At 73.6% G+C, this 6,625-nt stretch carries 3 protein-coding genes; 2 read left to right on the top strand and 1 reads right to left on the bottom strand.

Annotated elements, in window-relative coordinates; genetic code table 11:
• Nucleotides 1-321 precede the first annotated feature (321 nt).
• A complete protein-coding gene (locus tag ACFU7Z_RS33645; RefSeq protein WP_380781709.1) occupies nucleotides 322-1,944 on the top strand; it encodes an FAD-dependent oxidoreductase in 1,623 nt (540 codons plus the stop codon).
• 123 nt (nucleotides 1,945-2,067) lie between these two features.
• On the opposite strand, the gene ACFU7Z_RS33640 is transcribed toward ACFU7Z_RS33645, so the two are convergent.
• Complete coding sequence (locus ACFU7Z_RS33640; RefSeq protein ID WP_049656422.1) at nucleotides 2,068-2,799, bottom strand: ABC transporter ATP-binding protein; 732 nt, start codon at nucleotides 2,797-2,799, stop codon at nucleotides 2,068-2,070.
• Between the two features lie 430 nt (nucleotides 2,800-3,229).
• On the opposite strand from ACFU7Z_RS33640, the gene ACFU7Z_RS33635 reads away from it, so the two are divergent.
• A complete protein-coding gene (locus ACFU7Z_RS33635) occupies nucleotides 3,230-6,586 on the top strand; it encodes an ABC transporter permease (protein ID WP_380781707.1) in 3,357 nt (1,118 codons plus the stop codon).
• Nucleotides 6,587-6,625 lie beyond the last annotated feature (39 nt).

Below are 6,625 nucleotides of genomic sequence, written 5' to 3'. Positions count from 1 at the left end.
GTGGTCGGCGGTGCAGCCGACCACCACGACCGTGTTTTCCGGGCGAGTTCCCGGAGGGCCGGGAGGGCCCGGAGAACGCGGAGAACGCGGAGACGGATCGTCATCGAACCTCCCGTGGAGCGGATTCCTGCGATTCGTCGGCGACCATAGCCCATGCCACTGACAATGGGATTCCGGCGTCAAGGTGACGGTCAAGACCAGGCTGGACCAGCAGGAATGACGTACTGTCACACTTTCCATTAACCGATTCCCGTGGCCGGATATCCGTGTTAGCGTGCGGGCCGCCGGCTTCTCTCGGACTCGGGAAAGTGGGGACGGAACATGCGGTACGAATTCTCCCGGCGGGGATTCCTGGGCGGTGCCGGCGCGGCGGCCGCCGGGATCACCGCCGCTTCCACGGGCGCGGCGGCGGCCGAGGGCGCGCGCCGGGAGCTGCCGAAGGGGCGGTCGGTGCTGCCCGGTGACCCCCGCTACCAGACCCTCGCCCAGGGCTTCAACCAGCGGTGGAGCAGCAGTCCCGCCTACATCCGGCTGGTGGGCGACGAGGCCGACGCGGTCGCCGAGGTGAACCGCGCGCTGGACGCCGGGCTACGGCCGACGGTCCGCGGCGGCGGGCACTGCTACGAGGGTTTCGTCGACAACGACCGGGGCGTCATCCTCGACCTCGGCACGATGCGCGGCGTCGCCGCCTCGACCGACAAGTTCGGCCGGCCCACCTACGGCGTCGACGGCGGCGCGACCAACTGGGACGTCTACACCACGCTGTTCCGCGAGTACGCCGTCACCCTGCCCGCCGGGTCCTGCTACTCGGTCGGCGCGGGCGGGCACGTCTGCGGCGGCGGGTACGGCCTGCTCTCCCGGCGGCACGGGCTCACCGTCGACCACCTCGTCCAGGTCGACGTGGTCACCGTCCGGGGCGGCCGGGCGGTGGTGACGAAGGCGCACCGCGAGGACGCGCCGGGCTCGCCCGAGCAGGACCTCTTCTGGGCCCACACCGGCGGCGGGGGCGGGAACTTCGGGGTGGTGCTGCGGTACCACTTCGCGTCGGACGTGCCCCAGCCGCCGCCCCGGGTCTGGCTGAGCAGCGTGGCCTGGCCCTGGGCCGAACTGCTCCGGCGGCCGGCCGACTTCGAGATCCTGGTGGCCAACTTCGGCGCCTTCATGGCCGAGCACAGCGGCCCGCGGGAGGCGGTGTACCAGGGGCTGTTCGCCATCCTCAAGCTCACCCACCACTCCAACGGGAACGTCGTCCTGTTCAGCCAGTGGGACGGAGCGGACCCGGCCCCGCTCGACGCCTTCGTGGCCGCCGTCGAACAGGGGATGACGACGCGCCCGGTGGTGCAGACCCGCTCGGCCGGCGGGCTGTTCCTGCCCTACCCGGAAAAGCGGCGCCGGATGCCGTGGTTCCAGGCGACCATGACGCTCAACCCCTCGGGAGACAACGAGCGGGGCAAGCACAAGTCGGCCTACCACCGGGAGCCGTTCGCCCCGGCGCAGATCGCCGCCTTCTGGGACTGGCTGACGCGGGACGTCGAGGGGGCGGACCTCTCGAACACGGTGGTCCAGATCGACTCCTACGGCTGCCGGATCAACGCCCGCCGCCCCGAGGAGACGGCCGTCCCGCAGCGCGACTCGATCATGAAGCTGCAGTACCAGACGCACTGGACGGACCCGGCCGAGGACGAGAAGCACCTCGCCTACCTGAGCGGGCTGTACCGCGACGTCTACCGGGAGACGGGCGGTGTCCCGGAGGTCGACACCGCGACGGACGGTGCCTACGTCAACTACCCGGACACCGACCTGGGCACCGCCGACCAGCCCGACCCGGACTACCCGCGCCTCTACTACAAGGGCAACTACCCACGGCTGCAACGCACCAAGGCCTACTGGGACGGGGAGGAGGTGTTCCACCACGCCCAATCGATCATCCCGGCCGGGCCCTGAGTCCGAGCGCCGGCGCCCCACGGGGGCGGGGAGGCACCCCGCATCCCCACCCCCGTAGAGCAGTCCGGTCACGCGCACCCGTAGCGCACACCGGGATCAGCCCCGGGGCCCGGGCCCGTTCCGCTAGGCGGCCTGCTCCGCCTCCTCCTCGACGATCCGTCCGTCCCGGACCTCGATCACCCGGTCGGCGAGCCCCATCAGCGTCGGGTCGTGGGTGGCGACCAGCACGGTGACGCCCTCGCTGCGCACCACCGCGCGCAGCAGCTCCATGATCGAGCGGCCGGTCTCGGAGTCCAGCTGACCGGTCGGCTCGTCGGCGATGATCAGGCTGGGCTGGTTGGCCAGCGCACGGGCGATGGCGACGCGCTGCTGCTGGCCGCCGGAGAGCTCGCCGGGGCGCTGGTTGGCGTGGTCGGCGAGGCCGACCAGGGCGAGGAGGGTGTGGGCGCGCTCTTCGCGCTCGGCGGCCGGGGCCTTGCGCAGCCGCAGGGGCACGCCGACGTTCTCGGCGGCGGTGAGCATCGGGATCAGCCCGAAGGACTGGAAGACGAAGCCGATCCGCTCCCGCCGCAGGGCGAGCCGGCCATCCTCGTCCAGCGAGGCGAGGTCGATGCCGTCCAGCGCGATGCTGCCGCCGGTCGGTGCGTCCAGGCCGCCGACCAGGTTCAGCAGGGTGGTCTTGCCGGAGCCGGACCGGCCCTTGAGCGCGGTGAGTTCACCACGGCCGACGGTGAACGAGACGCCGCGCAGGGCGTGCACGGTCCGCTCACCGGTGCCGAAGCTCCGGCGGAGGTCGGTGACGGCCACCATCGGCTGGGTGGTGGTGTCGGCGGTGGCGGCCTGAGGCTGCGTCATGCGGCGTCCCCCTGTGGGCGTGGCGGCCCGGTTCCATCCGGGTCCCGTCCGGTTCTACGGATATGAGTGCTCCGGCGGTTCACGTTCCCGGGCGGGAATCCGAGAAGTCGGTGTCCCGGGCCAAAGGAGTGCGCCGAAGCCGGATTTGTGAGGTGTTCATGGCATTTCAAGTAGGGCATCCCCGGCCGGGATGCTACCAATGAAAGGAATTTGCTCACTGCTTACTTGATTCGCGCAAGTCCCTTCCGTTCCTGGATCGAATCTGACAGCATCGTCCGCTATCCGGCGACCGATAGCCGGTGATCAATGCGCCGGTGTGCCCGCGGTGTGTCCATCTGTGACCGATCTGCACGCGGATCGGCACTCGGATCGGACCGACGAGCGGGGCCCGGGGATGCAACCGGGGACGTAAGTCCGGGGGAGGAACCTGATGCTCGGCTTCGTCGTGCGCCGACTGCGCGGACGAGTGCCGCTGGCTGCCGCCGTCCTGCTCGCGGTGCTGATCACCACATCCGTGCTGACCGCCTTGGTCGCCTTCAATAGCAGTGTCGGCGAGGCCGGCCTGCGACAGGCGCTCCAAGGGCCCGGTCACGCACGGACCACGGTGACGGTGACCGGCGAGCACGGGCTCGACCAGCGGACGAAGGACGAGGAGACGCTCGCCTCCTACCGGCAGAAGCTCTTCGGCGACCTGCCCGTGCACACCGACAGCGTGATGCGCAGCCGCTCCTACAGCCTGCCCGGCTCCGGGGGCGCGGCGAACGGCAGTCCGGCCAACGGCACCGCGGCGAACGGCACCGCGGCGAACGGCAGCCCGGCGAGCGGCACCGGCGCAGCCGGCGCCTCCGCCGGCCAGGCCCCCGGCGCCCAGCTCGACCTGACGGTCCTCGCCGACCTCGACCGCGGCCGGGTCCAACTGATGGCCGGCGCCTGGCCGGGCGCCGCCACCGGGCCGGCCCAGTCCGCCGCCCCGGAGGCCGCCGTCCCGCAGAGCCTGCTGCGCCGGCTCGGTCTGACCGAGCAGGCCCTGCCCGCCGAGGTCCGGCTCGTCGACCGGAACGACAGCAAGCCGCTGACCGTCCGGATCACCGGCGTCTACCGGGCCACCGACCCGGCCGCCCCGTACTGGCGGATCGACCCGGTCGGCGGCCACGAGATCGAGGTCGCCGGCTTCACCACCTTCGGCCCGATGATGGTCGACCAGAGCGCCTTCACCACGGCCGGCCTGGTCCAGAGCAGCCGCGGCTGGTCGCTGGACGCCGACTTCTCCGGCGTCGACCGGGCCGCCGCGCAGGCCGTCGGCGACCGCGCCCAGCGCCTCTCCGATGAGCTGCGGACCTCCGGTTCGCTCGCCGCGAAGACCGAACTTCCCGACATCATGCGCGAGTTGTCCGACAGCATGGTGGTCGCCCGGTCCACCCTGCTGATCGGCGCCCTCCAGCTGGCGGTGCTCGCCGCGGCGGCCCTGCTGCTGGTCGTGCACCTGATCGCCGCGCGGCAGGAGTCCGAGAACGAGATGCTCGCCGCGCGCGGCGCCTCGGCCGTCCGGCTCGGCTCCTTCACCGCGCTGGAGTCGCTGCTGCTGGCCCTGCCCGCGGCGGTGTTCGCGCCGCTGCTGACCCCGTTCCTGGTCCGCGCGCTGGCTGGCCTCGGCAGCGCCCACCAGGTCTCCCTGGACACCGGCATCAGCTGGTCGCTCTGGCCGGTGGCCGTGGTCTGCGCGTTCGCCTGCATCCTGCTGGCCACCGTGCCGAGCGTGGTGCGCGGCGTCGGTGCCGCCCTGCGCCGCCGGGCCGGCCGCCGCCAGGCGGTGGTCTCCGGCGTCGCCCGCAACGGCGGCGACATCGCCGTGCTCGCCCTGGCCGCGCTCGCCTACCAGCAGCTCGACCAGTACGGCGGCGGGCTGTCCCCCGACTCCACCGGCCGGCTGGACGTGGACCTGCTGCTGGTCGCCACCCCGACCCTCGCCCTGTGCGCCGGCACCCTGGTGGTGCTGCGGCTGCTGCCGGTCGTCGCCCGGCTCGGCGCCCGAGCGGCGGCCCGGGGCAGCGGCCTCGGCCCCGCCATGGTCGGCTGGCAGCTGGCCCGCCGGCCCGGCCGCGCCACCGGCCCCGTCCTGCTCCTCGTCATGGCCGTGGCCACCGGCGTCCTGGCGCTCGGTCAGCACGCCACCTGGACCGCCTCCCAGCGCGACCAGGCGGCCTTCGCCACGGCCGGCGGCCTGCGCATCTCCGGCTCGCACAACGCGCCGATGGGTCAGGGCGGCCGCTACGGCAGCCTGCCCGGCGGCGACCGGCTGGTCGCGGTGGTGCGCGACGAGCAGCCGCTGCAGGGCGGCTCCGGCCAGCTGATGGCCGTGGACGCCGCCGCCTTCGCCGAACGCGTCCCGGTCCGCTCCGATCTGCTCGACGGCCGCACCGGCACGGAGGTCTTCGGCTCGCTGGCCTCCCCTGCCCCCGCCGGCATCCCGCTGCCCGGCAGCCCGCTGCGGATCGACGCGGACATCGCGGTGAGCCAGCAGGAGCCGAAGAACTCGCGGTTCACCAGCGTCCCGATCCAGCCCGAGGTCCGGCTGCTGCTGCGCGACCGCTTCGGCCTGGTCCACAAGGTCCCGTTCGGCGAGCTCCCGATGAACGGCCAGGTCCACTCCTCGATCCGGCTCGGCGCGCTGGTCGACGCCCCGGTGGGCTCGGTCGCCGCCCCGCTGACCGTGGTCGGCGCGAACGTCGCCTTCGGCGACCGCAGCGAGGGCGAGGTCACCCTGCGGAACCTGGCCGTCTCGGACACCGCCGACGGACCGTCCACCGCCGTCCCGGTGCCGTCCGGTGCCGGCTGGACCATCAAGCCGCCGGAGTCCCGCAACGGCGCGGGCGGCTCGCCGGTGGCCGCGCTCGCCTCCGAAGCGGCCGCCGCCGACAGCCTGTTCACGGTCCGCTACCACCCCGCGGGCGGCATCGGAGACCCGATCCGCGCGGTGCTGAGCCCGACCGGGGCGCCCCTGCCGGCCGCCGTCAACGGCGTCGCCACCCACGACTACCTGAAGTCCGTCGGAGCCTCCGTCGGCGACACCCTCCAGGTGCCGTTCAGCGGGGTCGTCGTCCCGGTCAAGGTGACCGGCGCGGTCGAGGCCCTCCCGGTGGCCGGCCAGCGGGCGCTGCTGCTGGACCTCGGCTCGGTCGCCCGGATGCTGTCCGTCCAGGACCGCAACCTGCCGTCCCGCACCGAGTGGTGGCTGCCCGCCACGGGGCCGGGCGACCGCATCCCGGCCGAGGCCGCCGCCGCCCTGCGCGGCGCGCCCGGCAGCCAGGACCTCGCGCTCTACGAGGAGGTCTCCGAGGGCCTCCTCGGCGACCCGGTCGGCGCCGCCCCGCAGAGCGCGCTGATGGCCATCGCGATCGTCACCGCCGTGCTCGCCGCGATCGGCTTCGCCGCCGCGGTGGCCGGTTCGGCGCACGAGCGCTCCCGGGACTCCGCGCTGCTGCTCGCCCTGGGCGCCCCGCGCAAGCAGGTCACCCGGACCGTCGCCGCCGAGAACGCGGTGCTGGTCGGCCTGGGCGGGATCGTCGGCCTCGCCCTCGGAGCCCTGCTCGTCCGGCTGATCGTGCCCTTCGTGGTGCTGACCCCGGCGGCCCGCCGCCCGGTGCCGGAGGCCCTGGTCGAGCTGCCGTTCGGTCAGGCGCTGCTGTTCGCGGGCGCGATCGCCGTCGTCCCGCTGCTGTCGGCCTTCCTGATCGGCCGCCGGCGCCGAGACGTGGCCGCGCGGCTGCGCCACGTGGAGGAGATGTGACCACCAAGGCCGGCACCACCGTGCCCACCCCCGCACCGC

Source organism: Kitasatospora sp. NPDC057518, from assembly GCF_042802075.1.
In the GTDB taxonomy this organism is placed as follows: domain Bacteria; phylum Actinomycetota; class Actinomycetes; order Streptomycetales; family Streptomycetaceae; genus Kitasatospora.
This window is presented reverse-complemented; position numbering and strand designations above follow the sequence as displayed.